The 25,988-nt window shown below is 66.9% G+C and carries 26 protein-coding genes; 19 read left to right on the top strand and 7 right to left on the bottom strand.

The genetic code is table 11. From position 1 onward, the window contains the following. Positions 1–305: 305 nt before the first annotated feature. The 4 genes from AYJ57_RS18380 to AYJ57_RS18365 form a co-directional block, all read right to left on the bottom strand. A complete protein-coding gene (locus tag AYJ57_RS18380) occupies positions 306–1,367 on the bottom strand; it encodes a 4-oxalomesaconate tautomerase (RefSeq protein WP_066109421.1) in 1,062 nt (353 codons plus the stop codon). Between the two features lie 51 nt (positions 1,368–1,418). Continuing rightward, positions 1,419–2,090 carry a 4-carboxy-4-hydroxy-2-oxoadipate aldolase/oxaloacetate decarboxylase gene (locus tag AYJ57_RS18375; RefSeq protein ID WP_066109418.1) on the bottom strand — a complete coding sequence of 224 codons (672 nt, stop codon included), beginning with the start codon at positions 2,088–2,090 and terminating at the stop codon, positions 1,419–1,421. A 77-nt stretch (positions 2,091–2,167) separates the two neighbouring features. Continuing rightward, entirely contained in the window at positions 2,168–3,133 is a 966-nt protein-coding gene (locus AYJ57_RS18370) for a VOC family protein (protein WP_066109415.1), read from the bottom strand. 20 nt (positions 3,134–3,153) lie between these two features. Beyond that, a complete protein-coding gene (locus AYJ57_RS18365; protein WP_066109412.1) occupies positions 3,154–3,885 on the bottom strand; it encodes a PIG-L deacetylase family protein in 732 nt (243 codons plus the stop codon). A 147-nt stretch (positions 3,886–4,032) separates the two neighbouring features. Here AYJ57_RS18365 and AYJ57_RS18360 point away from each other — a divergent pair, with 147 nt between their 5' ends. Beyond that, positions 4,033–5,283 (top strand): LysR family transcriptional regulator, encoded by a 1,251-nt coding sequence (locus AYJ57_RS18360; protein ID WP_237220224.1) that lies wholly within the window; start codon positions 4,033–4,035, stop codon positions 5,281–5,283. A 25-nt stretch (positions 5,284–5,308) separates the two neighbouring features. Here the strand turns inward: AYJ57_RS18360 and AYJ57_RS18355 are convergent, their stop codons facing one another. Beyond that, positions 5,309–6,592: an MFS transporter gene (locus AYJ57_RS18355; protein ID WP_066110450.1), complete on the bottom strand. Its 1,284-nt coding sequence runs from the start codon at positions 6,590–6,592 to the stop codon at positions 5,309–5,311. A gap of 120 nt (positions 6,593–6,712) precedes the next feature. Continuing rightward, positions 6,713–8,080, bottom strand: a complete 1,368-nt coding sequence (locus AYJ57_RS18350) for an aminotransferase-like domain-containing protein (protein WP_066110449.1) — start codon at positions 8,078–8,080, stop codon at positions 6,713–6,715. A 268-nt stretch (positions 8,081–8,348) separates the two neighbouring features. Between AYJ57_RS18350 and AYJ57_RS18345 the strand changes: the two genes are divergently transcribed. From AYJ57_RS18345 to AYJ57_RS18310, 8 genes are all read left to right on the top strand, one after another. Then, entirely contained in the window at positions 8,349–8,831 is a 483-nt protein-coding gene (locus tag AYJ57_RS18345; protein WP_066109405.1) for an MSMEG_0572/Sll0783 family nitrogen starvation response protein, read from the top strand. 94 nt (positions 8,832–8,925) lie between these two features. Beyond that, positions 8,926–9,924 carry a Nit6803 family nitrilase gene (locus AYJ57_RS18340; protein ID WP_066109402.1) on the top strand — a complete coding sequence of 333 codons (999 nt, stop codon included), beginning with the start codon at positions 8,926–8,928 and terminating at the stop codon, positions 9,922–9,924. After that, complete coding sequence (locus tag AYJ57_RS18335) at positions 9,917–11,062, top strand: MSMEG_0568 family radical SAM protein (RefSeq protein ID WP_066109400.1); 1,146 nt, start codon at positions 9,917–9,919, stop codon at positions 11,060–11,062. Before AYJ57_RS18340 ends, AYJ57_RS18335 begins: the two co-directional genes overlap by 8 nt. Further along, positions 11,059–11,610 carry an MSMEG_0567/Sll0786 family nitrogen starvation N-acetyltransferase gene (locus AYJ57_RS18330; protein ID WP_066109397.1) on the top strand — a complete coding sequence of 184 codons (552 nt, stop codon included), beginning with the start codon at positions 11,059–11,061 and terminating at the stop codon, positions 11,608–11,610. The genes AYJ57_RS18335 and AYJ57_RS18330 overlap by 4 nt, the downstream gene beginning before the upstream one ends. Beyond that, on the top strand, positions 11,607–12,575 hold the full coding sequence (locus tag AYJ57_RS18325; RefSeq protein WP_066109394.1) for a sll0787 family AIR synthase-like protein: 969 nt from the start codon (positions 11,607–11,609) through the stop codon (positions 12,573–12,575). Before AYJ57_RS18330 ends, AYJ57_RS18325 begins: the two co-directional genes overlap by 4 nt. Beyond that, entirely contained in the window at positions 12,568–12,855 is a 288-nt protein-coding gene (locus AYJ57_RS18320; RefSeq protein ID WP_066109391.1) for an MSMEG_0570 family nitrogen starvation response protein, read from the top strand. The genes AYJ57_RS18325 and AYJ57_RS18320 overlap by 8 nt, the downstream gene beginning before the upstream one ends. 11 nt (positions 12,856–12,866) lie before the next feature. Further along, positions 12,867–14,147 carry an MSMEG_0569 family flavin-dependent oxidoreductase gene (locus AYJ57_RS18315; protein WP_066110448.1) on the top strand — a complete coding sequence of 427 codons (1,281 nt, stop codon included), beginning with the start codon at positions 12,867–12,869 and terminating at the stop codon, positions 14,145–14,147. Beyond that, a complete protein-coding gene (locus tag AYJ57_RS18310) occupies positions 14,147–14,941 on the top strand; it encodes a Pnap_2097 family protein (RefSeq protein ID WP_066109388.1) in 795 nt (264 codons plus the stop codon). Before AYJ57_RS18315 ends, AYJ57_RS18310 begins: the two co-directional genes overlap by 1 nt. 11 nt (positions 14,942–14,952) lie before the next feature. Here AYJ57_RS18310 and cbbR read toward each other — a convergent pair whose 3' ends face one another. Then, positions 14,953–15,885 carry a LysR family regulator CbbR gene (cbbR, locus tag AYJ57_RS18305; protein WP_066109385.1) on the bottom strand — a complete coding sequence of 311 codons (933 nt, stop codon included), beginning with the start codon at positions 15,883–15,885 and terminating at the stop codon, positions 14,953–14,955. Positions 15,886–15,985: 100 nt separating this feature from the next. Between cbbR and AYJ57_RS18300 the strand changes: the two genes are divergently transcribed. From AYJ57_RS18300 to rpe, 10 genes are all read left to right on the top strand, one after another. After that, positions 15,986–16,993, top strand: a complete 1,008-nt coding sequence (locus AYJ57_RS18300) for a class 1 fructose-bisphosphatase (RefSeq protein WP_066109382.1) — start codon at positions 15,986–15,988, stop codon at positions 16,991–16,993. Between the two features lie 65 nt (positions 16,994–17,058). Beyond that, positions 17,059–17,931, top strand: a complete 873-nt coding sequence (locus tag AYJ57_RS18295) for a phosphoribulokinase (protein WP_066109379.1) — start codon at positions 17,059–17,061, stop codon at positions 17,929–17,931. 14 nt (positions 17,932–17,945) lie between these two features. After that, positions 17,946–19,928 carry a transketolase gene (gene tkt, locus AYJ57_RS18290; protein WP_066109376.1) on the top strand — a complete coding sequence of 661 codons (1,983 nt, stop codon included), beginning with the start codon at positions 17,946–17,948 and terminating at the stop codon, positions 19,926–19,928. A gap of 19 nt (positions 19,929–19,947) precedes the next feature. Then, complete coding sequence (gene gap, locus AYJ57_RS18285; RefSeq protein WP_066109373.1) at positions 19,948–20,982, top strand: type I glyceraldehyde-3-phosphate dehydrogenase; 1,035 nt, start codon at positions 19,948–19,950, stop codon at positions 20,980–20,982. A 21-nt stretch (positions 20,983–21,003) separates the two neighbouring features. Continuing rightward, positions 21,004–22,083, top strand: coding sequence for a class II fructose-bisphosphate aldolase (gene fba, locus AYJ57_RS18280; RefSeq protein ID WP_066109369.1), 1,080 nt, complete (start codon positions 21,004–21,006; stop codon positions 22,081–22,083). 26 nt (positions 22,084–22,109) lie between these two features. Continuing rightward, positions 22,110–23,570 carry a form I ribulose bisphosphate carboxylase large subunit gene (locus AYJ57_RS18275; RefSeq protein ID WP_066109366.1) on the top strand — a complete coding sequence of 487 codons (1,461 nt, stop codon included), beginning with the start codon at positions 22,110–22,112 and terminating at the stop codon, positions 23,568–23,570. Further along, on the top strand, positions 23,567–23,692 hold the full coding sequence (locus tag AYJ57_RS26570; RefSeq protein ID WP_257784699.1) for a hypothetical protein: 126 nt from the start codon (positions 23,567–23,569) through the stop codon (positions 23,690–23,692). Before AYJ57_RS18275 ends, AYJ57_RS26570 begins: the two co-directional genes overlap by 4 nt. Beyond that, positions 23,689–24,108, top strand: coding sequence for a ribulose bisphosphate carboxylase small subunit (locus tag AYJ57_RS18270; protein WP_066109363.1), 420 nt, complete (start codon positions 23,689–23,691; stop codon positions 24,106–24,108). The genes AYJ57_RS26570 and AYJ57_RS18270 overlap by 4 nt, the downstream gene beginning before the upstream one ends. A gap of 118 nt (positions 24,109–24,226) precedes the next feature. Next, positions 24,227–25,189, top strand: a complete 963-nt coding sequence (cbbX, locus tag AYJ57_RS18265; protein ID WP_066109360.1) for a CbbX protein — start codon at positions 24,227–24,229, stop codon at positions 25,187–25,189. A 91-nt stretch (positions 25,190–25,280) separates the two neighbouring features. After that, on the top strand, positions 25,281–25,988 hold the full coding sequence (gene rpe, locus AYJ57_RS18260; protein ID WP_066109357.1) for a ribulose-phosphate 3-epimerase: 708 nt from the start codon (positions 25,281–25,283) through the stop codon (positions 25,986–25,988).

Here is a 25,988-nt window from a genome sequence, read left to right as displayed (position 1 = left end):
CGCTGACACGATGAAGGGTGCCGATCCCCGCGGCCACCCATGCACCCAACGCAGATCAGCTTTGCGCTCGGCTATCTTGTTCTGCGCCGCCGCATGACCTATTTCAGGGTCACGGCACGGCAACGTGCCACGGAATTTGCCGGGCTCTCTCCTCCTCCCTGAGCCCTGCATTTCAGCGGCGGCCCCTCTCCTCCTCCCTGGGGTCGCCGCACTCCTCCCCCCAACCGCTCGATCCTCAAACCGCTCTTTGATGTGCCGCTCGCGGCGACTGTGCGCTCTCATTGCCGCATGCTCTCGCCAATCAGTCAGCGCCGCGGGAACACCCGCCCGTCAAAGAGCTTGCGCGCCGTGCGCAGGACCCCCGCGCGCTTGATCCCGCCATCCGCGCCACGCTCGAGCAGAACGTCGGCAGCGCCGCTGGGGTGCTCTATGGCAAAGCTCTCTGCCGCGGGCAAATCTGCCAGCGCGGCGGCGGGGGTACCGGGCAAAGTGCAGGCGGTGGCCACGCTGACCGCGGCGAAGACGCCGATGGTGGCATGGCAGCGGTGCGGGATGAAGCTGCGGGTGGCAATCACGCCGCCCGCGCGTGGGGGCGAGACCAAAATCATCTTCGGCACCGACTTTGCGGTCACATCGCCAAGGGTCATCAGCGGCCCGGCCTGCAGACGGATCGCCTCCAGCCGCGTCTTCAGCGCGGCATTGGCATCAAGATCGTCGCGGCTCTCGCGGCCACTGATCCCCATGTCCGAGGCGCGCAGGATGACGCAGGGCATGCCGTTGTCGATCAGCGTGCACGCCGCGCCGTCGATCACATCCACCGCGTTGCCCGATGGCAGAAGCGCGCCGCACATCGCGCCCGCCAGCCCCTCGAACATCAGCGGCACCGGCGCGTGATGGCCGGGCACCCCGTCGATACGCGCCGCACCCTCATAACTCACCCGCCCCCCGGGCGTCTGCACGCGGGCCACCGCGATCTCGCCGGTGTTGCGCATGTGGATGCGCACCGAGGTCTCATCCCCCGAGGCAGCCACAAGTCCGCGCTCGATGGCGGCGGGGCCAACCCCGGCGAGGATATTGCCGCAGCCCTGCGCGTCCGACACCAGCGCCCGATCCATGAACACCTGCAGAAACAGATAATCCACATCCGCATCCGGACGCGACGGCGGCGCCAGCACCGCCACCTTCGAGGTCAGCGGGTCCGCCCCGCCGATGCCGTCGATCTGCGCCGGATCGGGCGAGCCCATGATGCGCAGCAGCAGATCGTCACGCTCTGCGGCGTCAGCGGGCAAATCACCGGCCAGAAAATAGGCCCCCTTCGACGTGCCGCCGCGCATCCAAAGGCAGGCAATGCCCTCCGCTCCGCCCATCCCGCGTCCTTTCGTCTTTCCCAAAATACTCAAGACCCGGCGCAAACCGCCTCAGACGTATTTCAGCCCTTTCTCGGCCAACCGCCCGCGCATGTCGTAAATGTCGAGCCCCAGCTCGCCCGCCGCCAGCCGCTTGCGCTTGGCCTCTTCGGCGGCCAGCCGTACCTCGGCCTTCGCCAGCACCGCCGCCGCCTCGTCGCGCCGTACCACCGCGACACCGTCGTCATCGGCGACGATCACGTCGCCCGCCGCGATGCTCTGCCCGGCGCAGACGACCGGCACATTGACCGAGCCCAGCGTCTCCTTGACCGTGCCCTGCGCGCTGACCGCCTTGGACCAGACCGGAAAGCCCATTTGCGTCAAGTCCCTCACGTCGCGGCAGCCCGCGTCGATGATCAGCCCGCGGCAGCCGCGCGTCTGCGCCGAAGTGGCCAGCAGGTCGCCAAAATAGCCGGTGTCGCAGGGCGAGGTCGGCGCCAGCACCAGAACGTCCCCGGCCTGCAGCTGTTCGATGGCCACATGCACCATCCAGTTGTCGCCCGGAGGCGCCGAGATGGTCACCGCCGAGCCGGCGATCTGCGCGCCGGGATAGATCGGCCGCATATAGCTCTGCAGGCATCCGCTGCGCCCCTGCGCCTCATGCACGGTGGCGACGCCCGCGCGCCCCAGCGCGTCGATGACCTCGCGATCGGCCCGCGCCACGTTCTGAACCACGACTGCCATGGCAAGCTCTCCCGCTTCTTCTCTTTCCAATTACGCACATCCCGGCAGCGCCACGCAGCGCAGCGCCGGTCGGGGGCTCAGCCCTTCGCCACCGGCGGCGTGCCGTGGGTGTGGAAACTCTCGATGGTTTTCAGCCCCCAGGCCTGCCCCTTCTTGCGGTCCGTCTCGGTCCAGCACACCGGCTGCCAGTCCGGCGCGAGGATCAGCCGCGCCCCGGCGTTGGCCAGCTCCACGCGGTTGCCCGCAGGCTCCCAGACATACAAAAAGAAAGTGCCCTGAATGGCGTGTTTGTGCGGGCCGGTCTCGATATGCACGCCGCTTTGCAGGAAGATGTCCGCCGCGCGCAGGATGTCCTCACGCTGGTCCGTGGCATAGGTCACATGGTGCAGCCGCGCGCTGCCGCCGCCGTGTTCCTCGGTGCAGGCCAGATCGTAGGTCTTGTTGTTGACGGTGAACCAGCAGCCGCCGATCCGCCCGTTGTCGAGCTCGATATATTCGGTCACGCGGCTGCCGAGACAGACCTCCATGAACCGCCGGAATTCGCTGACATCCGAAGCGAGCAGGTTGAGATGGTCGAGCCGCCGCGGCGCGGCCCCGGAGAAGGCCGAGGCGGTGTTCTTCAGCGCGGCGCGCTCGGCATCGCCCTGCGGTTCGTACCAGCGCGTCTCGTAGTAAATCTCGAAGACATGGCCGAAAGGGTCCTCGAAACGAAAGGCCCGGCCGTGGCTCAGATCACCCTCGGTCCAGCCGTGCAGCTTGTAGCCCGACGCCTCGATCACCGCGACGCGGCGCGCCAGCGCCTCGGGCGAGGCGGCGCGATAGCCGATATGCGCGACCCCGGTGCTGTCCGAGCGGGTGAGTTTCAGCGTGCAATACTCATAGTCGTCCCAAGCGCGCAGATAGGCGCTGGTCTCATCCTGCCCTGAGAGCTTCAGGCCATAGATGCGGGTGAAAAAGTCGAGGCTCTCTTCGAACTTATCCGTCAGCATCTCCACATGGCCAAGATGCGCGATGTCGAAACTGGGGTTGGTCGGCTGGGTCATGGTGGTCTCCTCCCTTGGCCTCAGAGCTCGTCCACGGTGCGTGGGAAGATCGACTGGAAGCCTTCGGCGTAATGGCAGTCACGCCCGCCCGACATGCCGCCGGAGTTGCGCTTGAAGTGGTTGGCGCGCTGCTGCGCGACGCGGGTGTAATAGTCCCACAGGTGCAGTTGCCCCTTGTTGCACTCCATCGCGCGGCGCTTCTTCTCCCAGACTGGAGTGATGTCGAGGAACGTGTCGGGCTTCCATCCCATCTGCTCGGTCTGATGCGGCTCGAAGAGATAGAGCTGCGGCGCGCCGAGGACCTTTTCACCGGGATTGTGGCCCCAAGCCTGCGCGATCATCCGGCACTCCAGCGTCACCTGCGACATATACATGTGGTCGGTGTTGTAGGGGTCATACTGCGAATGGCTCATCATGAAGCTGGGCTGAACCTTGCGGATGAGGTCGACCAACTCGCCCTTGTCGGCGGCGTCCAGATGCAGCGGGTAGTCGCCCTTGTCGAAGCACACCAGCTCGTGGACGCCGAGCGCTTCGGCGGCGGCTTCGGCTTCGCCGCGACGGATGTCTTTCACCTCCTGCAGCGACTTGCCTTCCTTCCAAAGACGCGCGCTCTCGCCGCGTTCGCCGAAGGAGAGGCAGGCCACGGTGACCTCATAGCCAAGCTCCGCATGCAGCGCGATCGCGCCGCCACAGCGCCAGACGAAATCGGCGGCATGGGCGGAAATGATCAGCGCGGTCTTCTTGTCGGACATGATGTCTCCTCCGGGTGTCTTGCCCCGCAGATGTCATGGCCAGACCAAAACGGGCAATTTCGAAACGCATGCGTTAGGATAAGAATTGGCTATAGCTGATGGAAAGTTAGCAGGCTTCATGCCAAGGAATGCGGGACAAAAGCAGAGATGAGACGTCATGCTCAGACAGAGCGAGCCTTCCAGTTCAGCCTGGAACAGAGCGGTGATCGCGTGATGATCTCGCGCAACCTGAGGCATCTGCGGGTTTTCCGCGCGGTGCTTGAACTGCGCTCTTTGACGCAGGCATCAGCCCGCACCCATGTCTCGCAGCCTGCGGTCACGCAGGCTTTGAGCAAGCTCGAAACTCAGGCGGGCGGCCCGCTCTTCGAGCGGTCGCGGCAGGGGGTCTTTGCGACCGAGCGCGGCGCGCTGCTGGGGACGCGGGTCACGCGGGCCTTCGCGCGGATCGACCCGGTGCTCGAAGCGCTCTCGCCACGCCTTTGCCTCACCGCGTCAAGCTCGCAGCTGACGGCGCTGATCGCGGTGGTCGACACCGAGAATTTCACCCTCGCCGCGCGACAGCTTGGTCACGCCCAGCCCACGGTGCACCGCGCCATCACCCAGCTTGAGGGCGAGGCGGGCCAGCAACTCTTCGAGCGGCGGCACAACGGGCTGGTGGTCAGCCGCGCCGCCGCAAAGCTGGCGCAGGCCGCGCGTCTGGCCTTTGCGGAACTGGAGCAGGCCGAGGCGGAACTTGCCGAGATCGACGGGCGCGAGGTTGGCCGGCTGGTGATCGGCGCGCTGCCCATGGCCCGCTCGGTGCTGCTGCCGCAGGCCATCGCCGCATTTCGCGCGCAGCGCCCGCATCAACCGATCCTCGTGGTCGACGGGCTGTACGATGATCTTCTGGCGGGGCTTCGGCGGGGCGACGTCGACCTGTTACTCGGCGCGCTGCGCGATCCGGCACCGATCCGCGATGTCGTGCAGGAGCCGCTGTTTGACGACACGCTCGCCATGCTGGCCCGCCCCGGCCATCCGCTGCTCTGCGCACACGCTCTGACTGCCGCAGACCTCGCCGGGTACATGTGGGTCGTGCCGCGCGCGGGCACCCCCTCGCGCGCGCAATTCGACTGGTTTTTCGCCGGACTGCCCGGCGGCGAGCCCAAAAGCGTGATCGAGGCGGGCTCCATCCTGTTCATGCGCGAGTTGCTGATGCGTGGAGACTTCCTTGGCTGCATCTCGGCGGCTCAAGCCGAGGCAGAGATCGCGAACGGCGCGCTGCTGCCGTTGGATGTGGCCGGGCACTGGCGGAACCGGCCCATCGGGCTCACCCTGCGGGCCGATTGGATCCCCACGCAGGCGCAGAACCTGCTGCTGTCCGAGATCCGCACCGCCGCCACGGCGCATCGTGGCGTATGACGGCTGGCGCCTCAGGGGCGCGCCGTCAGCCTGTCCGCACCGCCGCGCCGGGCTCTGCAAAGCCGCGCCCGACCCGTGCCCACGCCATGACGGTCAGCCCCACGGTCGTGGCCCCGGCCACGAAGAAGGGCAGTTCAAGCGCCGCGCTCCGGCCCAGCACCGGCTCGCCCACCCGCACCAGCCAGCCCGAGAGCAGCAGCCCCACCGGCATCATGCCCCATGTCGTCAGCCGGTAGAGCGAACTGACCCGCCCGAGGATCTCGTCGGGGATCATCCGCTGGCGGTAAGCCACCGAGACCGCGTCCCACGTTACGCCGAACAGGCCGAAGCCGGCCAGCACCAGCGCAAGGCTCACCGGGTCCGGCATCCAAGGGATCAGCAGGAAACTCGCCGAGCTGAGCAGCAACGCCCATTGCGCCGTGCGCCCCCGCCCCAGCCGCGCCGCCACATGCCCACCGATGACGCCGCCGATCACCCCGCCAATGGCGCCCGCAGCCAGCATCACCCCATAGGCGCGCGGCCCGGCGCCGAGGTTCTCTTGGACATGCAGCACCAGCGCCATCACCACCATCTGATGGCACATGTTCCAAAGCCCGGTCAGCACGGCGAGCATGCGCAGCATCGGCGCTTTCATGAGAAACTCAAAGCCCTGCCGGAACTCGGCCTTCCAGTCACGCCTGCCTCGGGTCCGGCTGCGCGGGCGCACCTTCAGCCGCGCCACCAACGCCACCGCCAGCGCATAGGCCGCGATGTTGAAGGCAAAGGGCAGCGCCACCGCCTCGGCCAGCAGGAAGGCCCCAAGCGCGGGCCCCGCCAGCGCATTGGCGGTCAGCTCGGCACTCCACAGCTGGCCGTTGGCGCTTTCGAGCTTATCGGAGGCGACAAGCGAGGGCAGCACCGTCTGCGCGGCATTGTCACGGAACACCTCGGCGGCCCCGATCAGCAGCGCGGTGATCCCCAGCACCGCAAAGAGCATCGGGTCGGCAAGGCCGCTCTCTGGCGCAGGAGGCAGCGGCGTCGCGAGGTGGATGGCAAAGGCCGCGATCACGAAGGCGATGGCCCGCACCACGTCGGCGGCAAGGATCAGCATCTTGCGGTTCACCCGGTCGGTCACGATGCCCGCAGGGATGGCGAAGATCGCCCATGGCAGCCGCAGCGCCACCGGGATCAGCGCCACCAGCAGCGGATCGCGGGTCAGCAGCGTCGCCACCCACGCCCATGCCACCACCGCGATGCCGTCGCCGAGGTTGGTCACGGCGCTCGCGGCGATGAAGCGCGGCAGCGGAGCGGTCAAACGGGGAAAGATCATGCGCAGGTCCAAACGGAATGTGGTGCAGGAGTTGTGTTCTGTGAGGCAGCCGCGCGGGGCGGCACGCCCCCTCTGGCTGGCATGTGCCCCGTGTCTGGCGCCACGCCCGGATACCCGACGTCACCCCATGAAGGCGTTGGGCGCCAGCGTGTTGCCAAGGAAATAGAGGTTCTCGCGCAGCGCCTCGCGTGTGACAGAGCCGCCCAGACAGACCCGCAGCTTCTCGCCCGGTGCGCCCGCGACGGTGAAAGCGTCCGAAGGCATGACCCCAAGCTGCCGCCCGGCCATGCGCGCGACGATATCGGCGCGGCCCGCGCCCTTGGGCAGGGTCAGCCAGATGTTGAAGGCATTCTCGGCGGCGGTGAACTCCGCCCCCTCCAGCGCCTCGCGCGCGATGGCCTGCCGCGCGGCGCTTTCGGCGCGGATAAAGCGACGGATGCCGTCGGCGGTGCCATCCTCGATCCACTGCGTGGTCAGCGCCATCGACAGCGGCGAGGGCATCACCGACAGCGCCCGGATCGCCTGCGCCAGCCGGAAGGCGCAGCGCGGCGAGGGCGCAATGGTGAAGGCCAGCCGCAGCCCCGCCCCGATGCATTTCGCCAGCCCGCCAATGTGCCACGTCAGGTCGGGCGCCGAGAGCGCGATGGGCGCGGGCGATTTTGCCGGGATGAAGCCATAGGCGTCATCCTCGATCAGCGTCAGCCCCTCGGACCGCAGCACCTCGGCCAGCGCCAGCCGCCGCTCGACCGGGATGGTCAGCGTAGTGGGGTTCTGCAGCGTCGGATTGAGGTAAAGCGCCTTGGGCCGATGCTCGGCGATGGCGGCGCTCAATGCCTCGGGCGTCACGCCCTGCGCGTCCATATCCAGCCCGACCAGCGTCACGCCGAAGCGCGCCGCGATATTGCGGATGCCGGGATAGGTGACACGCTCGCAAAGCACCGTGTCGCCGGGCTTGGTGATGATCGACAGGATCGCCGCCATGGTGGCATGAGCGCCCGGCGTCACCGCGATGCGCTCCAACGAGGGCACCATGCCCCGCATGCTCAGCCAGCTCGAGGCGGCGGTACGGTCACGCTCGGATCCAATGGGCGATTGGTAGCGCAGAAGGTCGATGAGATTGGCCGAGACATAGTCGAGCCCGCCCTTCATACGCCCCACGAGGTCCGGGTCCGTGGGTTCAGGCGGCATGTTCATCGACAGATCCTCGGCGCGCTTGCGCTCGGGGTCAGCGGCGGGCGCGGCGGCGCGCTCGGCCACGAAGGTGCCGCGGCCCACATGGCTGTCGACCAGACCGCGCGCCTGCGCCTCGGCATAGGCGCGCGAGACGGTGGTGAAGTCGATGCCGAGACTGGCGGCGAGCCGCCGCTGCGGCGGCAGCCGGTCGCCACTGCCCAAGAGCCCCTGCTCGATATCGCGGGCGATCGCATCGGCGATGGCAAGGTAGCGCGGCTTGCCGCTGTCGGTCAGCTGGGGAGACCAGTCAATCATCTTCATCAACTCCTGTTCGACCCAGCCTTAGCGGATCGATTCTCGGAATTGAAGGGCAATTGTATGCATCGACGCAAAACCTGAGCCCTGCGTGCCACGGGTCCAGACAGACATTGCCTGCCGAACCGGCGAAAGCTCAAAACTTCGTCTAAAGATTACGCGGAATGCATGTTTATTGTTATTATTATTGTATGCATATTGCACTGCTCATTGAGTGAATCATTTATTGCCCAGCATCCTGTCTCCACGCAGCGACAAGGAGGGCAAGATGCCTCAGGTTACCAAAGAAGCACACAAGAACGGAGACTTTTTCGTCAACTATGAAGAAAAGGTCTTCGAAGATGTGAAGGCCGACGAAGGCGAGAAGGCGCTTGTGACCTTCCATACCGTCGCCTTCGAAGGCTCGATCGGCCTCGTCAACATTCTCAATGCAATCCGCCTCAATCGCAAAGGCTATGAGACGTCGATCCTGCTCTATGGCCCCGGCGTGACCCTTGGCATCCAGCGCGGCTTCCCGACGCTCGGCGACGAGGCCTTCCCCGGCCACCAGAACTTCGCGGTGAACCTCAACAAGTTCATGGGCGAAGGCGGCAAGGTCTACGCCTGCCGCTTCGCGCTCCAGGCGCTCTACGGCCACGGCGAGCCCTCGCTGCTGCCCGGCATCACCCCCATCGCACCGCAGGACGTGCTCGACTGCATCCTGCTGCACAAGAAGGCCAATGCGGTGATCCTCGACACCTGGACCGTGTGATCCCTCCTGTCCGGGGGCATGCATCCGCCCCCGGACGCCGGGCCGCCCGCTCCCCGGCCCGGCCCCTTTTCCCGACGTCTGCAAAGGCAAGCCCATGCGAACCGACACCATCCGCGCCGCCGCCGTCCAGATCGCCCCGGACCTTTCCGGGCGCGCGGGCACGATCGAACGCGTGCTCAACGCGATTGCCGAGGCTGCTGGCAAAGGCGCGCAGTTCATCGTCTTCCCCGAGACCTTCGTGCCCTATTACCCCTATTTCAGCTTCGTGCTGCCGCCCGTTCAGCAGGGCGCGCCGCATCTGGAACTGATGCAGGAGGCCGTGGTTGTCCCCTCGCCCGAGACGCAGGCCGTGGCCGATGCCGCCCGCAAGCGTGGCGTCGTGGTGGTGCTGGGGGTGAACGAGCGCGACCATGGCTCGCTCTACAACACCCAGCTCATCTTTGACGCCGATGGCACGCTGGCGCTGAAACGGCGCAAGATCACCCCCACCTACCATGAGCGCATGGTCTGGGGTCAGGGCGATGGCGCCGGGCTCAAGGTGGTCGACACAAAGGTGGGCCGCGTCGGCGCGCTGGCCTGCTGGGAGCATTACAACCCGCTCGCCCGCTATGCGCTGATGACCCAGCACGAAGAGATTCACGCGGGCCACTACCCCGGCAGCCTCGTGGGCGATATCTTCCGCGACCAGATCGAGGTCACCATGCGCCACCACGCGCTGGAGTCGGGCTGCTTCGTGGTGAATTCCACCGGCTGGCTGACCGAAGAGCAGATCGCCCAAATCCACCCCGACCCGAAGCTGCAGAAGGCGATGCGCAGCGGCTGCATGACCTGCATCATCTCGCCCGAGGGTCGTCACCTCGCCGAGCCGCTGACCGAAGGCGAAGGCATCCTGATCGCCGATCTCGACATGAAGCTCGTCGCCAAGCGCAAGCGCATGATGGACAGCGTCGGCCATTACGCAAGGCCCGAGCTCTTGTCGCTGGTGCATGACACCCGCCCCGCCGTCACCCGCCACACCTGTGAGGCCGCGCCTATGAGCACTCCCATGGCCGAGCCGGAACCCCTGCCCGAGGAGGGCCGCCCCGATGCTTGATCACGCCCAGCTCATCAACGAGCTTCAGACCCACGGCATGCGCCTTGTCGATCCCCGCGCCGGGCAGGAAAGCCGCCGCGGCGGCGCGGGCCCCTCGGACCACAAGGCGATCACCATCGGCGCGCGCACAGTGATGATCCCGGTCCACACCGCGCCCAGCTTCGACAGCCCCTACCTCGTGTCGGCACCCGACGACACCGGCGAGGCCCATATCACCCGCGACGGCGCCGAGGTGGCGACCGTGCGCTTCCCGACCCGCGCAAAGTTCTACCAATTCAAGACCGCGGACGGCATTCCCTACAGCCACATCGCCGCGCTGCATTCAAAGGACGTGCTGGCGACCACGGTGCTGCAGACCTGCATTCGCTATGAGAGTCGCAAGAAGACCTGCCAGTTCTGCTCGATCGGTCAGAGCCTCGCGGCGGGCCGCACCATCGCCCATAAGACACCCGCGCAGCTTGCCGAGGTCGCCAAGGCGGCGGTGGACCTCGACGGCGTCACCCATATGGTGCTGACCACCGGCACCCCGGCAGGCAAGGACCGCGGCGCCAAGGTGCTCTGCGAGAGCGCCGAGGCGATCAAGGCCGCCGTCGATCTGCCGCTACAAGGCCAATGCGAGCCGCCCGAGAACGATGCGTGGCACCAGCGCATGTATGACGCCGGGATCGACACGCTGGGAATGCATCTCGAAGCGGTCACGCCCGAGGTGCGCGCGCGCATCATGCCCGGCAAAGCCTCGGTGCCGCTGGAGAAATACTTCGCCAGCTTCGAGGCGGCGGTGAGGGTCTTCGGGCGCGGGCAGGTCTCGACCTACATCCTTGCCGGCCTTGGCGACACGCGTGAGGCGATCCTTGAAATGGGCGAAAAGCTCTGCGCCATGGGGGTCTATCCTTTCGTCGTGCCCTTCGTGCCGATCTCGGGCACGCCGCTGGAAAGCCACCCGGCGCCGTCGTCCGAGTTCATGGCCTCGATCCTGCAGCCGCTCGGCCAGATGATCGCCCACGCCGGGATCCGCTCGGCGGACATGAAGGCGGGCTGCGGCAAATGCGGCGCCTGCTCGGCCCTGTCGAGCTATGAGAAACTGAAGGTGCCAGAAAAGGGAACGGCGCAGGAGACAGCCCTGGGAGCGTCGGCATGATCGAGCTTGAACCGCGCCTGTTCAGCAGCCCGGGCTATTACATCCGCGCCGCCTCGAAACGCTTCGAGGCCGAGGGCGCGGCGGGCCTGCGCCACCGGGTGTTTGTCGAGGAGCAGGGCATTTTCCCCGCCCACGACCGCGACGACATCGACCTTATCGCCACGCATCTGGTGGCGCTGTCGACCTACGCCCATGAGGCCGATCAGGTGGTCGGCACGGTGCGTATCCACGAAGAGGCCCCGCGCCTCTGGTGGGGCTCGCGGCTGGCGGTGGACAGCGATTTCCGCGCCGTGGGGCGGCTCGGGGCCGAACTGATCCGCCTTGCCGTCTGCACCGCCAACGCGCGCGGCTGCGACCGCTTTCTTGCGCATGTGCAGATGCAGAACGTCACGCTCTTCCGCCGCCTGCGCTGGCGCCCGCTGGAAGAGGTGACGATCCACGGCACGCCGCACATGAAGATGGAGGCAGACCTGAGCCACTACCCGCCCTGCGCCAATCCGGTCTCCGGCTGGTACCACCGTCCCCGCACCCGCGAGCCGCGCAAATGAGCGAGAGCGAGCTAGACGCGCTGGCCGGGCGGCTGCGCGACCACCCCTCGATCCGCTCGAAGCTGGGCATCGCGCGGGCGACGCGAGCGCTTGGCCTCAGTGCCGCCAGCGCCGGACGCCCCGGCGACGATGCCGCCGCCCTGCCCCGCGACGGCGGCTTTGACCTGCTGGCGGGCGAGGGCTTCATCCCCGCCTTCATCGAAGACGATCCGTGGTTCGCGGGCTGGTGCGCGGTCATGGTGAATCTGTCGGACATCGCGGCCATGGGCGGACGCAGCGCCGCCGTCGTCGATCAGGTCTGGGCGCCAAGCGCCGAGGCCGCCGCGCCGCTGCTGCAGGGCCTGCGCGACGCCTCCGCCGCCTATGGCGTGCCGCTGGTGGGCGGGCACACCAACCTTTCCGCCCCGGCGCTCGGCCTCGCGGCTTCGGTGTTTGGCAAGGCGCAGCGGCTGATCACCAGCTTTCACGCCGCGCCCGGCGATCTGCTCATCGCCGCCGTGGACCATCGCGGCAGCTACCGCAACTTCGACAATTTCTGCGCCGCGCTCGACGCGCCGCCAGACCGGCTGCGCCGCGATCTGGAGCTGCTGCCGACGCTGGCCGAGGACGAGTTGACCCGCGCCGGAAAGGACATCAGCCAGGGCGGCATCATCGGCACCGCGCTGATGCTGGCGGAATGCTCAAGCGTCGGGATCGACATCGACGTCACCGCCCTGACCCCGCCGCCCGGCATCGCCGCCGAACGCTGGCTGCGCAGCTTCCCCAGCTTCGGCTTCCTGCTGTCGGTCGCGCCGGAAAACGCCAACGCCGTCTGCGCCCGCTTCTGCGCGCGCGGCATCGACGCCTGCGCCATCGGGCGCGTCACCAACGGATCCGCCGTGACCCTCGGCGATGGAGCCGAAAGCGCGCTCTTCTGGGACCACGCCCAAACCCCCTATCTCGATCTTGGAGCCTGCCATGCCTGAAACATTCTGGACCGTCCGTTGGCCCGACGGCGCCGAGGAAAAGCTCTACTCCCCCTCCAGCGTCGTCGCCGAGATCTTCGAGCCCGGCCAGAGCTACCCGGCGGACGACTTCTTGCAGCGCGCCCGCATCGCCATGAAGCGCGCCTCGAACCGGGTGCAGCGCAAATATGGGTTTGCCTGCAGTTCGGCCATGGATCAGCTCGACCGGATCGAGGCCAAGCTCGCGACATTCAAGGATCAGGAGGGCGCAGAAATCGCCTGCCTGCACATCTCTCAATGAGGATGGAGACGATGAAAGACACCCAGACCCCGCATATCCCCGTGGTGATCGTCGGCGGCGGGCAGGCAGGCCTGTCGACCGCCTACTGCCTCAAGAAGAAGGGGATCGAGAGCATCGTCTTCGAGCGGCACGAGAAGTTCCATTCCTGGCGCAACAGCCGCTGGGACAGCTTCTGCCTTGTCACCCCGAACTGGCAGTGCCGCCTGCCCGATTTCCACTACGACCGCGAGTATGGCGGCACCGATCCCGACGGCTTTATGCTCAAGGACGAAATCACCGACTACGTCGACGCCTTTGCCGCGATGGCGCAGCCCGGCCTGCGCGAGAACGTCGAAGTGACCCGCGTGGTGCCGTGCGAGAGTGGCGGCTTTATCGTCGAGACCTCGATCGGCACATGGACCTGCGATCAGGTGGTGATCGCCACCGGCGGCTACGACACGCCGATCGAGCCGCCCTACGCCAAGACCCTCTCGCCCGAGATATTCCAGATGCACTCGGTCGACTATCGCAACGTCGACCAGTTCCCCGAGGGCGGCGTGCTGATCGTCGGCACCGGCCAGTCGGGCGTGCAGTTGATGGAGGATTTCTGCCGCGCTGGACGCGACGTGCATCTCGCCGTCGGCCCCGCCCCGCGCAGCCCGCGCAAGTATCGCGGCCGTGATGCCACCGACTGGCTTTATGACGCCGGGCACTATGCGATCACCATCGCCGAGCACCCCGACCCGGTGAAGGCGCTCACGCAGACAAACCACTACATGTCGGGCCGCGACGGCGGCAAGGAGATCGACCTGCGCCGCTTCCATGTCGAGCAAGGCGTCGAGCTTTATGGCTCTCTGGCGGATATGGACGGCACCACGGTGAAATTCCTGCCCGACCTAACAAAGAACCTCGACGACGCCGACCGCTCCTACGTCGGCATCCGCACCCAGATCGACGCTTATATCGCCCGCGAAGGCATCGACGCGCCGGAGGAGCCGCCCTTCGAGAAGCTTTGGGAGCCGGAGGCGGAGCGCACCGAGATCGACCTCGCCGAGGCGGGCATCACCTCGGTGCTCTGGGCCATCGGCTTTCGCCCCGATTATGCGTGGATCGAGGCGGATGTCTTCGACGCCCGCGGCAAGCCCGTCTTTGACCGCGGCGTGACCGATCACCCGGGTCTGCATTTCATCGGCCTCGGCTGGCTGAACACTTGGGGCTCGGGACGCTTCCTTGGCATCGAAGAAGACAGCCACCACCTCGCCGAGCAGATCGCCGCACAATTGGCTGGCGTGGCGCAGCGGGTGGCGGGCTGATGGCGGGCACTGCGCTGCGCGCCATCGGCACCCCGCGCCGGATCGAGCGGCAGGATAGTCTGCCGCTCGGGATGATGATGCTCTCGCCCTTCGGCCTGTCGGAACAATGGCTGCTGCGCGATGGCGGAGACCGTCACTGGGGCCTCATCGCAGAGGCGCTCGGCCAGAGTGGCATCGCCTTCCACGATGCCGAAGGGCATCCCGTCTACGCCGCCTTCTGCGCCACCGAACTGGCGCTTGAGCCGCCCACCGGTGGGCTGCTTGGCACCGAAGTGCAGATCACATCAAGCCTGCACGAGTTGGCCCCAAATCGGATCGGCTCGGAGCATCACTTTCGCGGCGCGGATGGACCGCTTGGCACGTTGCGCATGATCAGCTGCTTCCTGCGGCACGACGGCAGTGGCTCCAACCGCAAGCTGCTGCGCAGCAGTCTTCCGGGACTGGCCGATCTGCCGCCGCCGCCGCTGGCGCTCGAAGAGGTCCACCGCCGCGCCCGCGAGCGCGCCAGATATGCCCGCGACAGATGCCCTCCGACTGCGCCTATTTTGGACTACGCGCCGCTGCCTGCGCTGGATTTCAACGCGGTCGGCCTGCTGTACTTTCCAACATTCTCGAAGCTGGCGGAGATGGCGCGGCCCTCTCAGACCGCTCTGGCGCGGCGGGAGATCGTGTATCTAGGCAATCTCGATCCCGGCGAGACGATCACCGCGCATGAGGATGCAAGCGGGCTCAGACTGTCGGCTGGCACGCGCGCCATCGCCCTTGTCGCAACCGCGCACCACGGGCCCCGCTGAGCATCACCCGATCACGCCACCGGCCAACTGGGCAGGAACCCGGCGCGCTCGGCGGCGATGAAATCCCAGACGGTGCGCGCGGCGCCGGTGATGGGCATGTCGGCGCGATGCAGCAGGAACCAGTGGCGCATGATCGGCAGGCCGGGCAAATCCAGCGTGACCAGCCGCCCGCTGCGCAACTCCTCGGCGACAGTGTGATACGAGATGAGCGCGATGCCCAGCCCGGCGATCACCGCCTGTTTGATCGTCTCGTTGGAGTTCATCTCGGCGCGCGCATAGGGTTTGCCCTCGCCGATCCGGTCGAGGAAGCGGGTGGCGAGGATGCGCGTCCCCGACCCCGGCTCGCGCATCAGGATCATGTCGCTCAGCACCTCCTCGGCGGTGATCTCGGCGCGGCCCGCCAGCGGATGGTCGGGCGGCGCGATCAGCACATGCGGGTGATCGCCGATCGACAGCGCCTCAACCGCCGGCTCGCGCGGCGGACGCCCCATGATCGCCAGATCCAGCGCCCCGTCCTGAAGCGCCGCGATGATCCGGTCGCGGTTGCCCACCTCGAGGACGATCTCGATCTCGGGGCAGGCCTTGCGCAGCCGCGCGACGATCCCGGGGGCGAAATACTTGCCGGTCGAGACCACCCCCAGAACCACGCTGCCCGCCATGCCCTTTTGCAGCGCGTCGATTCGTTGCAGCGCCCGGCGAAACCCCGCCTCTGCCGTCTCCCACGCCTGCAAAAGCGCCGCGCCCTCGGGCGTGGCATGGAACTTTCCCGCCCCTGCCCGCGTCAGCAGGACGCATCCGAAAGTCTGATCCAAGGCCTTCAACTGGCTGTGCACCGCCGGGGCGGTCAGCCCGAGCTCTTCGGCAGCGCGCGAAATAGACCCTGTTCTTTCAACAGCTTCCAAAGAGCGCAGTTGTTTCAGCGTCAGCGAGGCAAGTCGGCGCATTAAATTTCCTCTAATTTGAAGTCAGAAATTTTAAATTTTCTAACAAGCTCACATCGCCAAAATCAAGGCCACGTCACCCGTCGAGGAGGAGGAGGCCTTGATGACCGACACGAACGCATTCCCCGCGGAGGCGCCGATCCCGGATGCCCTGCGCCCGGCCCTCGAGGCCGTTGGCCGGGTCGCCCGCGACCTTGCCCACCGCATCGCCCGCGGCCCGCTCGACGGACAGATGGCCGCGCATGTGGGCGACAACACCGATGGCGACGCGCAAAAGGCGCTCGACCTTATCGCCGACGAGGCCTTTGCCGAGGCGATGCGCGGCACCGGTGTGCGCTGGTACGCCTCGGAAGAGCGCGCCGATGTGCAGCTTATCGACCGCGATGGCACGCTGGCGCTGGCCATCGACCCGCTCGACGGCTCGTCCAATATCGAAACCAACGTCTCGATCGGCACGATCTTCTCCCTCCGTGCCGCCCGCGAGACCGGGGCGGAGACCTTCCTCCGCCCCGGACACGAACAACTGGCCGCGGGCTATGTGATCTACGGCCCGCAGGTGATGCTGATGCTGAGCTTCGGCGATGCGCTGCAGCACCATATCCTCGACCCCGAGACCGGGCGTTTCACCCTGCTCAGCGGTGCCGTCACCGTCGATGGCGGCAGCACCGAGTTTGCCATCAACGCCTCGAACTACCGCCACTGGTCGAAGCCGATCCGCGCTTATATCGACGATTGCCTCGCGGGAGCCGAGGGGCCGCGCGCCTGCAATTTCAACATGCGTTGGATCGCCTCGCTGGTGGCCGAGACCCACCGCATCCTGATGCGCGGCGGGCTGTTTCTTTACCCAGCCGACGCCCGCCCCGGCTATGAGGCCGGCCGGTTGCGCATGGTCTATGAATGCGCCCCGATCGCCTTGCTGATCGAGGCCGCGCAGGGCCATGCCACCGATGGCACCACACGCATTCTCGACCTGATCCCCGACAGCCTGCACGCCCGCACGCCCTTCGTCTTCGGCTCGGCGGGCAAGGTGGATCACGTCGCCGCCTACCACGACCTGCCCGATCAGGAGGTCTCTGCCCTCTTCGGCAACCGCGGCCTGTTCCGCGCCTGAGCCGAAGCCTGAGCCCAAACCTGAGCCTGCGTCCCAGACCCGAGATTCACGGAACCCAAAGACCCATGAGCAAGAAGCATCCCATCATCTCAGTCACCGGCTCTTCGGGCGCGGGCACGACCACGGTCAAGGCGACCTTCGACCAGATCTTCCGTCGCGAGGGGATCACTGCCGTCAGCATCGAGGGCGACGCCTTCCACCGCTACAACCGCGCTGACATGAAGGCCGAACTGGAGGCGCGGAAGTCTTCCGGGGATGAGACCTTCTCGCATTTCTCTTATGACGCCAATGAGCTGGGGGAGCTGGAAGAGATTTTCCGCACCTATGGCGAGACCGGCACCGGGCGCACCCGTCACTATGTGCACGACGACGACGAAGCCGCGCGCTGGAACACCCCGCCGGGCAATTTCACCGACTGGGAAAGCTTTGACGAGGGCAGCGACCTGCTGTTCTACGAGGGGCTGCATGGCGCGGTGGCCAACGACGAGGTGAACCTCGCGGCGCTGGCGGATCTCAAGATCGGCGTGGTGCCGGTGATCAACCTTGAATGGATCCAGAAGATCCACCGCGACAAGGCCAGCCGCGGCTACACAACCGAGGCGGTGACAGACACCATCCTGCGCCGGATGCACGCCTATGTGCACTGCATCTGCCCGCAGTTCATCCAGACCGACGTGAACTTCCAGCGCGTGCCGGTGGTCGACACCTCCGACCCGTTCATCGCCCGCTGGATCCCCACCGCCGACGAGAGCCTCGTGGTGATCCGCTTCCGCAACCCGCGGGGCATCGATTTCCCGTATCTCACCTCGATGATCCAGAACAGCTGGATGAGCCGCGCCAATTCCATCGTGATCCCCGGCGGCAAGATGGATCTGGCGATGCAACTCATCTTCACGCCCATGGTCCAGCGCCTCGTGACCGAGAGCAAGCGCGCCTGATTGGAGGAGACGACATGAACGTTCAGACCAAGGTCACCGCCATCGAAGACCTCATGGCCAATGCGATCCGCGCGCTGACCATGGACGCGGTGCAGCAGGCGAACTCGGGCCATCCCGGCGCGCCGATGGGCATGGCCGACGTGGCGACGGTGCTGTTCAACCGCTTCATCACGCTCGATCCCAAGAACCACCTCTGGCCCGACCGCGACCGTTTCGTGATGAGCGCCGGGCATGGCTCGATGCTGGTCTATGCGATCCACCATCTGCTCGGCTATGACGACATGCCGATGGAGCAGATCAAGCGGTTCCGCCAGCTTGGCTCGCGCACCGCGGGCCATCCGGAATACGGCCACGCCAAGGGCATCGAGACCACCACCGGCCCGCTCGGTCAGGGTATCTCGACCGCCGTCGGCATGGCGCTGGCCGAGCGGATGCTGAACGCCCGTTTCGGCGATGCGCTGATGGACCATTACACCTATGTCATCGCCGGGGACGGCTGCCTGATGGAGGGCATCAGCCACGAGGCCATCGACCTCGCCGGCCACATGAGCCTGTCGCGGCTGATCCTGCTCTGGGACGACAACCGCATCACCATCGACGGCGGCACCGAGCTTTCGACCTCGACCGACCAGCAGGCGCGGTTCCGCGCCGCGGGCTGGCATGTGCAGGCGGTGGACGGCCACGACAAGGAAGCCATCGCCGCCGCCATCGAGATCGCCCGCGCCGACGACCGGCCCTCGATGATCGCCTGCCGCACGGTGATCGGTTACGGCGCGCCCAACAAGCAGGGATCGCATGACGTGCATGGTGCCCCGCTGGGTGCCGAAGAAATCGCCGCCGCGCGTGGGGCGCTCGACTGGTCCCTCCCGGCCTTCGAGATCCCGCCCGAGGTCACGGACGCATGGCGCGCCGTGGCCGCGCGCGGCGGCGAGGCGCGGCGGGCTTGGATCCGCAGGCTCGGGGACGACCCGCAGGCCGAAGCCTTCCGCGCCGCTTTTGCCCCGGTGGATGCCAAGGCGCTCGACGCCGCCATCAACGCCTATAAGCACCGCCTCTCGCAGGACGCCCCCAAGGTGGCGACCCGCAAGGCCAGCGAGATGGCGCTCGAGGTGGTCAACGGCACGCTGCCCAACACCGTCGGCGGCTCGGCGGATCTGACTGGCTCGAACAACACGCGCACCAAGGGCATGCGCCCGGTCAGCGCCGCCGATTACTCGGGCGATTACATCCACTACGACATCCGCGAGCATGGCATGGCCGCGGCGATGAACGGCATCGCCCTGCACGGCGGGCTGAAGCCCTACGGCGGCACCTTCCTCGCCTTCGCCGACTACTGCCGCCCGGCGATGCGGCTCTCGGCGCTGATGGGTGTGCCAGTCGCCTATGTGATGACCCATGACAGCATCGGCCTCGGCGAGGATGGCCCGACGCACCAGCCGGTCGAGACCATCGCCAGCCTGCGCGCCATGCCGAACATGCTGGTGTTTCGCCCCGCCGACGCGGTGGAGACCGCCGAGGCTTGGGCGCTGGCGATGGAGCAGAGCCGCACGCCCTCGGTGCTGTGCCTGTCGCGGCAGGGGCTGCCCACCGTGCGCAGCCGCCATGTGGAGACGAACCTCACCGCCCGCGGCGCCTATGTGCTGAAGGGCCCCGCCCAGCGCGACGTGACGCTCATCGCTACCGGCTCCGAGGTCGAACTGGCGCTCGCCGCCGCCGATCTTCTGGCCGAGGAGGGCCTCAGCGCCGCGGTGGTCTCGGCCCCCTGCTTCGAGCTTTTCGAACAGCAACCGCCCGAGTACCGCGCCGAGACCCTCGGCGACGCGCCGCGCATCGGCATCGAGGCCGCGGTTCGGCAGGGCTGGTGTCTCATGCTGCGCCCCGAGGACGGCTTTGTCGGCATGACCGGCTTTGGCGCCTCAGCCCCCGCGCCGGATCTCTACCGCCATTTCGGCATCACCGCAGAGGCGGTCGCCCGCCTCGCCAAGAACCTGCAGTAAATCAGGAAAAGGATCAGGGATGACAGTCAGGGTTGCCATAAACGGCTTCGGCCGTATCGGGAGAAATGTGCTCCGCGCCATCGCGGAGTCGGGCCGCACCGACATCGAGGTGGTCGCGATCAACGATCTCGGCCCGGTGGAGACCAATGCCCATCTGCTGCGCTTCGACAGCGTGCACGGGCGCTTTCCCGGCGAGGTGACGGTGCGCGGCAGCACCATCGACCTTGGCCGCGGGCCGATCGAAGTGACCGCCCTGCGCAACCCCGCGGAACTGCCGTGGGAGGGCGTCGACGTGGCGCTCGAATGCACCGGAATCTTCACCGACCGCGACAAGGCGGCGCTGCATCTGCAGAACGGATCGAAGCGCGTGCTGGTCTCGGCCCCCGCCTCGGGTGTCGACAAGACCGTGGTCTTCGGCGTGAACCATCGCGAGCTGCGTCCCGAGCATGTGGTCGTCTCGAATGCTTCCTGCACCACCAATTGCCTGTCGCCGGTGGCCAAGGCGCTGAACGACGCCATCGGCATCGAAAAGGGCTTCATGACCACGATCCACAGCTACACCGGCGATCAGCCTACGCTGGATACGATGCACAAGGACCTCTACCGCGCCCGCGCCGCCGCGCAGTCGATGATCCCTACCAGCACCGGCGCGGCCAAGGCCGTGGGCCTTGTGCTGCCCGAGCTCAACGGCAAGCTCGACGGCGTGGCGATCCGCGTGCCCACGCCGAACGTGTCGGTGGTCGATCTGGTGTTCGAGGCGGCCCGCGATACCACGGTCGATGAGGTCAACGCCGCGATCCGCGCCGCCGCCGACGGGCCGCTCAAGGGCGTGCTGGGCTATACTGATCGGCCCAATGTCTCGACCGATTTCAACCACGACCCGCACAGCTCGGTGTTCCACATGGATCAGACCAAGGTCATGGCCGGGCGGATGGTGCGGATCCTGTCCTGGTACGACAACGAATGGGGCTTTTCCAACCGCATGGCCGACACCGCCGTGGCGATGGGCAAGCTCATTGGCGCCGAGGCCCCCGCCTCGCTGCAAGACGCCTGATCCCCGAAGGGAGGAAACCCAATGCCACTTATCACCCTGAGACAGCTTCTGGATCACGCCGCCGAACAGGGCTACGGCGTGCCCGCCTTCAACATCAACAATATGGAGCAGGGTCTGGCGATCCTGCGCGCCGCCGAGGCCTGCGACGCGCCGGTGATCCTGCAGGCCAGCCGCGGCGCGCGCAGCTACGCCGGAGATATCATGCTGCGCCACATGGTCGAGGCGCTGGCGGAAATGTACCCGCGCAATCCGATCGTGCTGCATCAGGACCACGGCAACAACGATGCCACCTGCCTCTCGGCGATCCGCCACGGCTTCACCTCGGTGATGATGGACGGATCCCTCGAAGAGGATATGAAGACCCCCGCGTCTTACGACTACAACGTCGAGATCACCGCGCGGGTCACCCGCGCCGCCCATGCCGTCGGCGCCAGCGTCGAAGGAGAGCTGGGCGTGCTGGGCTCGCTGGAAACCGGCGAGGCGGCGGCCGAGGATGGCTCGGGAGCGGAAGGCAAGCTCGACCACTCGCAGCTGCTCACCGATCCCGATCAGGCGGTGGACTTCGTGCTCGCCACCCAATGCGACGCGCTCGCCATCGCCTGCGGCACCAGCCATGGCGCCTACAAGTTCACCCGCGCGCCCGACGGCGACATCCTGTCGATGAAGACCATCGCCGCGATCCACGAAAAGCTGCCCGACACGCATCTTGTCATGCATGGCTCCAGCTCGGTGCCGCAGCATCTGCAGGACCTGATCAACGCAAGCGGCGGGCATATGCCGCAGACCTACGGCGTGCCGGTGGAGGAGATCGAGCGCGGCATCCGCATGGGCGTGCGCAAGGTGAATATCGACACCGACTGCCGCATGGCGATGACCGGCCAGTTCCGCAAGGTGGCGCTGGACAAGCCCGAGGAGTTCGACCCGCGCAAGTTCATGATCCCCGCGATGAAGGAACTCGAAGCGCTCTGCACCCACCGTTTCGAGCGCTTCGGCACCGCCGGTCAGGCCGGAAAGATCACCCCGATCAGCCTCGACGACATGGCCCGCCGCTACGCAAGCGGCGCGCTCGCCCCCCGCATCGCCGCCGACCGCGCGGCCTGAGACATCCTGAGGAGGAGGACCACCCCATGAACGACATGTCCACAGTCACCGACGCCAAGAAGCGCTACTCCGCCGGCGTGATGAAATACGCCCAGATGGGCTATTGGGAGCCGGACTACACCCCCGCTGACACCGACATCATCGCGCTCTTCCGGATCACGCCCCAGGACGGCGTGGACCCGGTCGAAGCCGCCGCCGCCGTCGCCGGTGAAAGCTCCACCGCCACCTGGACCGTGGTCTGGACCGACCGGCTCACCAACTGCGAGAAATACCGCGCCAAGGCTTACCGCGTTGATCCGGTGCCCAATTCCGAAGGCGAGTTCTTTGCCTATATCGCCTATGACCTCGACCTCTTCGAGCCGGGCAGCATCGCCAATCTCACCGCCTCGATCATCGGCAATGTCTTCGGCTTCAAGCCGCTCAAGGCGCTGCGGCTCGAGGACATGCGCCTGCCGGTCGCCTATGTGAAGACCTTTCAAGGCCCCGCCACCGGCATCGTCGTCGAACGCGAGCGGCTCAACGCCTATGGCCGCCCGCTGCTGGGTGCCACGGTGAAGCCCAAGCTCGGCCTCTCGGGCCGCAACTATGGCCGCGTGGTCTATGAGGCGCTGAAGGGCGGGCTCGACTTCACCAAGGACGACGAGAACATCAACTCCCAGCCCTTCATGCATTGGCGCGACCGCTTCCTCTACTGCATGGAAGCGGTGGCCCGCGCCTCTGCCGCCACCGGCGAGGTGAAGGGCACCTATCTCAACGTCACCGCCGGCACGATGGAAGAGATGTACGCCCGCGCCGAGTTCGCCAAGTCGCTGGGCTCGGTGATCATCATGATCGACCTCGTCATCGGCTACACCGCGATCCAGTCCATGGCGAAATGGGCGCGCGACAACGACATGATCCTGCACCTGCACCGCGCCGGGCATTCGACCTACACCCGCCAGCGCAGCCACGGCGTGTCGTTCCGCGTCATCGCCAAATGGATGCGCCTTGCCGGGGTCGATCACCTGCACGCGGGCACTGTCGTCGGCAAGCTCGAGGGCGATCCGGCCACCACCAAGGGATACTACGACATCTTCCGCGAAGAGCGGAACCCGATGGCGCTCGAGAATGGCATCTTCTTCGATCAGGACTGGGCCTCGCTCAACAAGATGATGCCCGTCGCCTCGGGCGGCATCCACGCCGGGCAGATGCACCAGCTGCTGACGTATCTTGGCGAGGACGTGGTGCTGCAGTTCGGCGGCGGCACCATCGGCCACCCGCATGGCATCGAGGCCGGGGCAACGGCGAACCGCGTGGCGCTCGAGGCGATGGTCTTTGCCCGCAACGCCGGACGCGACATCTGGAACGAGGGGCCGGATATCCTGCGCGACGCCGCGCGCAGCTGCACCCCGCTCAAGCAGGCGCTCGATACGTGGAAGGACGTCAGCTTCAACTACGCCTCCACCGACGCGCCCGACTTCGCGCCGACCCCCGAGGTCTCGGCATGAGCCACCTGCCCCTCGCCCCGGGTGCCGCGCCGCCCCTGCCGCTGGCGCATGCGCCCTCGGCCCCTCATCCCGCCACGCTGCCGCCCCGGCAGAGCCAGATCGCCAAAGGAGATCCCCGATGAAACTGAGACAAGGCCAGTTCAGCTTCCTGCCCGACCTGACGGATGACGACATCCACGCGCAGGCCCAATACGCCATCGACAACGGCTGGGCCGTATCGGTCGAATACACCGACGACCCGCACCCACGGAATACCTACTGGGAGATGTGGGGCCACCCGATGTTCGACAATCCCGACGCCGCCGCCGTGGTCTTCGAGGTCAATGAGTGCCGCAAGGAGCATGGCGGGAAATACATCCGCGTCATCGCCTTCGACAGCTCCGCCGGATGGGAGTCGATCCGCATGAGCTTCATCGCGGGCCGCCCCGCTGAAGAGCCCGGCTTCCGCGTCGTGCGGCAAGAGGGCGAGGGCCGCAGCATCCGCTACACGATCGAGAGCTATGCCGTGCGCGAGCCCGAGGGCCGCCGCTACGCCTAGGCCTTCTCTACGCCTGAGCCCTTCCCGCGCCCGAACCTCCTTGGGCGCAGGCAGCGGGGCGTCCTCTTCCAGTCCAAGCAGGACGCCCCACCCCAGCCCCCCGAGTTCGGAGCCCGACATGACCGAGACCCCGCAGACTGACACCGAACCAGCCCCCGCAGAACACCCCGAGCGCCCCACCACCGTCGATCTCGCCGCCGCCTTCGAGGGCAGCGGCGTGCGCGAGATGCTGGCCGAGCTTGACGAGACGATGATCGGCCTCGCCCCGGTCAAGGCGCGCATCCGCGAAACCGCCGCGCTGCTGCTGGTCGACAAGGCGCGGCGCCAGATGGGGCTCGCCACGGAAACGCCGACCCTGCACATGTCCTTCACCGGCAATCCCGGCACCGGCAAGACCACCGTGGCGCTGAAGATGGCCGACCTGCTGCACCGCTTGGGCTACGTGCGCAAAGGCCATCTCGTCACCGTCACCCGTGACGATCTCGTGGGCCAATACATCGGCCACACCGCCCCCAAGACCAAGGAGGTGCTGAAAAAGGCCATGGGCGGCGTGCTCTTCATCGATGAGGCCTACTACCTCTACCGCCCCGAGAACGAGCGCGACTACGGACAGGAGGCGATCGAGATCCTGCTGCAGGTGATGGAGAACAACCGCGACGATCTGGTGGTGATCCTCGCCGGCTACGCCGATCGCATGGACCGCTTCTTCGAAAGCAACCCCGGCTTTCGCTCGCGCATCGCCCATCACATCGAGTTTCCCGACTACAGCGACGACGAGCTTCTGCAGATCTCGCAGATCATGCTGGGCGCGCAGAACTACGCGTTCGACGATGCGGCGCGCGCCGCCATGGCCGACTATATCACCACCCGCCGCGGCCAGCCGCATTTCGCCAATGCCCGCTCGATCCGCAACGCGCTCGACCGCGCCCGGCTGCGACAGGCCAACCGGCTGTTCAACGAAGCGAAGGGCCCGCTCGGCGCCGAAGCGCTTTCGACCATCACCGAGGCCGATCTGCGCGCCTCGCGGGTCTTCCGCGGCGGCCTCAACGTGGATCGCCGCGTGCCGCAGGCCGCCGAATAGCCGCTTCGTCTAGATCGAAATATCCCGGGGGGCCCGCCGCAGGCGGGTGGGGGCAGCGCCCCCTCCCCCGCTCACCCCAAGGAGCCCGACAATGAATTTCGACCGCAGCGTGAAAATCGCCCCCTCCATCCTCTCCGCCGATTTCGCCAATTTCGGGCAGGAGATCCGCGCCGTCGAAGCGCAGGGCGCCGACTGGATCCATGTGGATGTGATGGACGGGCATTTCGTGCCGAACCTCACCTTTGGCCCGCCGCTGGTGAAGGCGATCCGCCCGCACATTTCCACGGTGATGGACGTGCATCTGATGATCGCCCCGGTCGACCCCTACATCGAGGCCTTCGCCGAGGCTGGCGCGGATGTGATCACCGCCCATCTGGAGGCCGGGCCGCACAGCCACCGCACCCTTCAGGCGATCCGCGCCACCGGCGCCAAGGCGGGGCTCGCGCTCAACCCCGGCACCCCGGTCGAGGCCGCGGCGCCGCTGCTCGATCTGTGCGATCTCATCTGCCTGATGACCGTCAACCCCGGTTTTGGCGGGCAGAAATTCATCCACTCTCAGCTGGCGCAGATCGCCAAGCTGCGCGAGATGATCGGTGATCGCGAGATCCACATCCAGATCGACGGCGGTGTCGATCCCGAGACCGCCCCGCTGGTCACGAAGGCGGGAGCCGATGTGCTTGTGGCAGGCTCGGCGGTGTTCCGAGGTGGATCGGTCTCGGACCCCGCCCCATATGGAGAGAATATCCGGGCGATCCGCGCCGCCGCGACAGCCGCGACCGGGGCGCGCTCGGCGGCCTGA

This window comes from Salipiger sp. CCB-MM3, from assembly GCF_001687105.1.
Classification (GTDB): Bacteria; Pseudomonadota; Alphaproteobacteria; order Rhodobacterales; family Rhodobacteraceae; genus Salipiger.
This window is presented reverse-complemented; position numbering and strand designations above follow the sequence as displayed.

What these genes read in the sequence shown, in the direction of transcription:
- AYJ57_RS18380 (WP_066109421.1), bottom strand. Translation starts at nt 1,367, where the DNA reads ATGGGCGGAGCGGAGGGCATTGCCTGCCTTTGGATGCGCGGCGGCACG.
- AYJ57_RS18375 (WP_066109418.1), bottom strand. Translation starts at nt 2,090, where the DNA reads ATGGCAGTCGTGGTTCAGAACGTGGCGCGGGCCGATCGCGAGGTCATC.
- AYJ57_RS18370 (WP_066109415.1), bottom strand. Translation starts at nt 3,133, where the DNA reads ATGACCCAGCCGACCAACCCCAGTTTCGACATCGCGCATCTTGGCCAT.
- AYJ57_RS18365 (WP_066109412.1), bottom strand. Translation starts at nt 3,885, where the DNA reads ATGTCCGACAAGAAGACCGCGCTGATCATTTCCGCCCATGCCGCCGAT.
- AYJ57_RS18360 (WP_237220224.1), top strand. Translation starts at nt 4,033, where the DNA reads ATGAGACGTCATGCTCAGACAGAGCGAGCCTTCCAGTTCAGCCTGGAA.
- AYJ57_RS18355 (WP_066110450.1), bottom strand. Translation starts at nt 6,592, where the DNA reads ATGATCTTTCCCCGTTTGACCGCTCCGCTGCCGCGCTTCATCGCCGCG.
- AYJ57_RS18350 (WP_066110449.1), bottom strand. Translation starts at nt 8,080, where the DNA reads ATGATTGACTGGTCTCCCCAGCTGACCGACAGCGGCAAGCCGCGCTAC.
- AYJ57_RS18345 (WP_066109405.1), top strand. Translation starts at nt 8,349, where the DNA reads ATGCCTCAGGTTACCAAAGAAGCACACAAGAACGGAGACTTTTTCGTC.
- AYJ57_RS18340 (WP_066109402.1), top strand. Translation starts at nt 8,926, where the DNA reads ATGCGAACCGACACCATCCGCGCCGCCGCCGTCCAGATCGCCCCGGAC.
- AYJ57_RS18335 (WP_066109400.1), top strand. Translation starts at nt 9,917, where the DNA reads ATGCTTGATCACGCCCAGCTCATCAACGAGCTTCAGACCCACGGCATG.
- AYJ57_RS18330 (WP_066109397.1), top strand. Translation starts at nt 11,059, where the DNA reads ATGATCGAGCTTGAACCGCGCCTGTTCAGCAGCCCGGGCTATTACATC.
- AYJ57_RS18325 (WP_066109394.1), top strand. Translation starts at nt 11,607, where the DNA reads ATGAGCGAGAGCGAGCTAGACGCGCTGGCCGGGCGGCTGCGCGACCAC.
- AYJ57_RS18320 (WP_066109391.1), top strand. Translation starts at nt 12,568, where the DNA reads ATGCCTGAAACATTCTGGACCGTCCGTTGGCCCGACGGCGCCGAGGAA.
- AYJ57_RS18315 (WP_066110448.1), top strand. Translation starts at nt 12,867, where the DNA reads ATGAAAGACACCCAGACCCCGCATATCCCCGTGGTGATCGTCGGCGGC.
- AYJ57_RS18310 (WP_066109388.1), top strand. Translation starts at nt 14,147, where the DNA reads ATGGCGGGCACTGCGCTGCGCGCCATCGGCACCCCGCGCCGGATCGAG.
- cbbR (WP_066109385.1), bottom strand. Translation starts at nt 15,885, where the DNA reads ATGCGCCGACTTGCCTCGCTGACGCTGAAACAACTGCGCTCTTTGGAA.
- AYJ57_RS18300 (WP_066109382.1), top strand. Translation starts at nt 15,986, where the DNA reads ATGACCGACACGAACGCATTCCCCGCGGAGGCGCCGATCCCGGATGCC.
- AYJ57_RS18295 (WP_066109379.1), top strand. Translation starts at nt 17,059, where the DNA reads ATGAGCAAGAAGCATCCCATCATCTCAGTCACCGGCTCTTCGGGCGCG.
- tkt (WP_066109376.1), top strand. Translation starts at nt 17,946, where the DNA reads ATGAACGTTCAGACCAAGGTCACCGCCATCGAAGACCTCATGGCCAAT.
- gap (WP_066109373.1), top strand. Translation starts at nt 19,948, where the DNA reads ATGACAGTCAGGGTTGCCATAAACGGCTTCGGCCGTATCGGGAGAAAT.
- fba (WP_066109369.1), top strand. Translation starts at nt 21,004, where the DNA reads ATGCCACTTATCACCCTGAGACAGCTTCTGGATCACGCCGCCGAACAG.
- AYJ57_RS18275 (WP_066109366.1), top strand. Translation starts at nt 22,110, where the DNA reads ATGAACGACATGTCCACAGTCACCGACGCCAAGAAGCGCTACTCCGCC.
- AYJ57_RS26570 (WP_257784699.1), top strand. Translation starts at nt 23,567, where the DNA reads ATGAGCCACCTGCCCCTCGCCCCGGGTGCCGCGCCGCCCCTGCCGCTG.
- AYJ57_RS18270 (WP_066109363.1), top strand. Translation starts at nt 23,689, where the DNA reads ATGAAACTGAGACAAGGCCAGTTCAGCTTCCTGCCCGACCTGACGGAT.
- cbbX (WP_066109360.1), top strand. Translation starts at nt 24,227, where the DNA reads ATGACCGAGACCCCGCAGACTGACACCGAACCAGCCCCCGCAGAACAC.
- rpe (WP_066109357.1), top strand. Translation starts at nt 25,281, where the DNA reads ATGAATTTCGACCGCAGCGTGAAAATCGCCCCCTCCATCCTCTCCGCC.